The 3,620-nt window shown below is 72.6% G+C and carries 2 protein-coding genes; both read right to left on the minus strand.

Annotated features, from left to right (window positions below; all coding sequences use genetic code 11):
* A partial coding sequence (locus AC31A1_RS48645; RefSeq protein WP_489659467.1) for a HEAT repeat domain-containing protein occupies positions 1-2,047 on the minus strand: 2,047 nt, incomplete at its 3' end.
* Positions 2,048-2,133: 86 nt separating this feature from the next.
* On the minus strand, positions 2,134-3,620 hold a 1,487-nt coding region (locus AC31A1_RS48650), incomplete at its 5' end, for an acyl-CoA dehydrogenase family protein (RefSeq protein WP_489659468.1).

Below are 3,620 nucleotides of genomic sequence, written 5' to 3' on the forward strand. Positions count from 1 at the left end.
CCCCCCGCACCTCCCGGCACACCTCCAACAGCCGCTCGTCCTCCAGAACGTCCTGACTCCCGTGCCCGCCCGACCGCACCAAATGCCGTCGTGGAGCGGCGAGTTCAGCCTCAACCAGGTCATGCAGAGGCGCCCCGGCCGCCCCCATGCCGACCAGACACGCGGCAATAGCGCCCCGCACCTCCGGATGCTCCACCCAGGCCGAACGCAGTACCGGAAGCACTCTCTCCAACTCCCCGGTGACCCGCCACAGCGCGCACGCCCCCGCCGTCCGCTCCCGCGCGCAGTCCGCCCCGATCATCCGCGCCAGCCCGGGCGCCGCGGCCGGCGCGACCGATCCCAGCCGAGCCAGTACCTCCGCGGCAGCCCGGCGCCGATGCGTGTCCGGTCCCGCCAACTCCCTTATCAGCACCTGCAGTACGGTGGAGGCATCTCCCTCCACCGACCACAGAGCACCCGCGGCGACACCCGCGCACTCGGACTCCAACAACCCGCGCAGCACGGGTACGGCCCCCACCGCATCACCCCCGAACACATCGAGCGCCCGCACCGCCGCTTCCACGATCCGGGGCCTCAGCCGCACCCCGTCCGCCAGGCCACGCAACAGCCGCACCACCTCCGGCACAGCCTCCCGATCGGCGAGCGCGGTCAGCGCCGACAGCAGGGGTACGGCACGGTCGTAGGTCTCGGGGGAGTCCAGAGGCACCTGACCGAGCCGGTGTCGCAGTGCCGGGGCGAGTGGTGCGGTGGAGCGGCCGAGGTGGACGATCACGCGTCCCAGATCGGCGGGTACGGCCGGCTGCGCGAGGACCTGGGCCAGTACCGGTGTCGCCCGTGGATCGCCGCTGCGGGCAAGGGACTTGAGCGGACCGCCCAGGGTCGGCGCCCGGCGCTCCCAGCGGTGCACCCACAGATCGGGGCGGGACGTCACGAGCGCGTGGAGATGGTCGGCGGCAGGCGCGGCCAGGTGGAAGAGATCGCCCAGGACCGACACCGCGGCATCGCGCAACCGGTCCGACACCGCCACGCCGAGCAACGGAGGTTCCCCTGAGCCCAGTTGCTCACCGATCAGCTCGACGGGCACCGTGTAGTCGGCCCGCCACTCACGGAACAGCCCCGCCGACATCCACACCCCGTTGCACCGGTCGGCCGGGTCAGGGCTGGCCAACTGCCCTTCCAGCAGGGCGATCCGGTCGCCCACCCGCCCGCCGAGCGCGGTGTGCAGCGTACGCAGCAGCAGCGCGCCCTCCTCGTCCGAGGGCCGCAGCCGCCGTAACCGTCCGGCGAGCGTGTCCGGGTCCGCGTGGTCGCCCTCGGCCGGTGTCGAGCGGCCCGACCGGCGCTGCTCCGACCGCTCCCCGAGCAGTTCGACGACGGTCGGGACGAGGTCGGCGGGGAGCAGATCGGGTGCGCAGCCCGCGAGTTGGCCGAGCGCGGCGAGCCGTAGACCGGGGTCGTACGGCGGAGTGCCGAGCATCAGCAGGATGTCCAGCGCCTCGGGGGCGTGGGCCGGGTGCCGGCGTACGAACAGGCCGACGCTCTCGGTGAGCGCGAGGAGGACCCGGTCGTCGCGCTCGACCGCGATCCGCCGGCGCAACAGGCCCAGCACACGCGCGGGTTGGTCGAGGAACCGGACGAGCGCTTCGGCCGCCGCGCGGCGCACGCCGGAGTCCCGGTCCCCGATGAGGGCGACGAAGACCTCGGCGCCCGCACGGACGGCGGCACCGGCCGGCCCGCGCCCGTCACCCGCTTCCCCCTCCTCCTCCGGTGCGTGTCCCTGGCCGATGCTGACCAGAAGCTCCACCAACCCGCCCCGGTCCGCGACCTCTTCGCAAGCGGCGAGCGCGAGCAGAAACGGAACGCAGGCGAGCGTCGAGTCGTACACGATCCCCTGGTGGTGCACCGCGCCGTACATCCCGTCGAGCGCGCCCGCCCGCTCGACGGGGTCCGTGGAGGCCAGTCCCCGGAGCAGTCCGGGCACGTCCTCCGCACTGCCGTACGCATGGCGCAGTGAGGCCCAGCCGACCTCGTCGATCCCCGTGAACACGTTGTCCTCCCCAGGCGCAGTGCCAACTGATCGCGAGTCTGCACCACGCCACTGACAACGAAGCGGAATCGGGAGGTGACCGAGGGTCAGTCCCCTTCGGGCAGGGCGCGGGCGAGGATCGTGTCGAGATCGGCGGAGTCGGGGAGGGTGCCGAAGGCGTGCCCCCAGTCGCCGCCGAGCCGGGTCGCGCAGAAGGCGTCGGCGACCGCGGACGGGGCGTGTCGTACCAGGAGGGAGGCCTGGAGGGTCAACGCCATCTGCTCGACGAGACGCCGGGCTCCCGTCTCGGTGGCCTCGCTCAACCCGTTCTTCAGCCGACTCACAGCCGCGTCCACGCGGGTGTCCGCGCCCTGTGCCAGGGCGAGTTCGGCGAACAGCGCCTCCGCTGTACCGGGGTCGCGGGTCAACGCCCGTAGTACGTCAAGGGCGTTGACGTTCCCCGAGCCCTCCCAGATCGAGAGGAGAGGCGCCTCGCGGTAGTGGCGGGGCATGCCCGAGTCCTCGACGTAGCCGTTGCCGCCGAGGCACTCCAGGGCCTCCGCCGTGAAGGCCGGGCCGCGCTTGGTGACCCAGTACTTGCCGACGGCGGTGGCGATCCGGCGGAACGCCGACTCGGCGCCGTCCCCGCGCACCGCGCGGTCCGCCGCGCCCGCCAGCCGCAGCGTGAGCGTCGTGGCGGCCTCCGACTCCAGCGCCAGGTCGGCCAACACGTTGCGCATCAGCGGCTGTTCGAGCAGCCGCGCTCCGAACGCGGACCGGTACCGCACATGGTGGCCCGCCTCGACGAGCGTCTTGCGCATGAGAGTTGCCGACATCATCACGCAGTCCAGACGGGTGCAGTTGACCATCTCGATGATGGTCTTGACGCCGCGCCCCTCGGGGCCGACCAGCCAGGCGACGGTCCCGTCGAACTCGGGCTCCGAGGACGCGTTGGAACGGTTGCCCAGCTTGTCCTTCAGCCGCTGGATACGGAACGTGTTGCGGCTGCCGTCGGGCAGCACACGCGGCACCAGGAAGCATGACAGCCCGTCAGGCGCCTGTGCCAGCACGAGGAACACGTCGCACATCGGCGCCGACGTGAACCACTTGTGCCCGCGCAGGGTGTAGACGCCGGGTTCGGTGGTGGGGGTGGCTGTCGTGGTGTTGGTACGGACGTCGGAGCCGCCCTGCTTCTCGGTCATTCCCATCCCGGCCAGCAGTCCGCGCTTCTCGGTCGGGACGCGCAGGACCGGGTCGTACACCCGGCTGGTCAGCAACGGCTCGTAGACCGCGGCGAGTTCGGGCGTGGCGCGCAGGGCGGGGACGGCGGCGTACGTCATCGACGTCGGGCAGCCGTGCCCGGCATCGGTGTGTCCCCACACCAACCCCCGTGCGGTACGGGCCACATGGGCGCCGGGGCGCTCGTCCGCCCAGGGCGCGCCGGCCAGTCCCTCGGCCACGGCGACGCCCATCAGCCGGTGCCAGCTCGGGTGGAACTCGACCTCGTCGACGCGGTTGCCGTAGCGGTCGTGCGTGCGCAGCTCCGGTTCGTGCCGGTTCGCCTGCTCCCCCCACTCCTGCGCCTCCTCGCTGC

Source organism: Streptomyces sp. P5F9 (assembly GCF_057961495.1).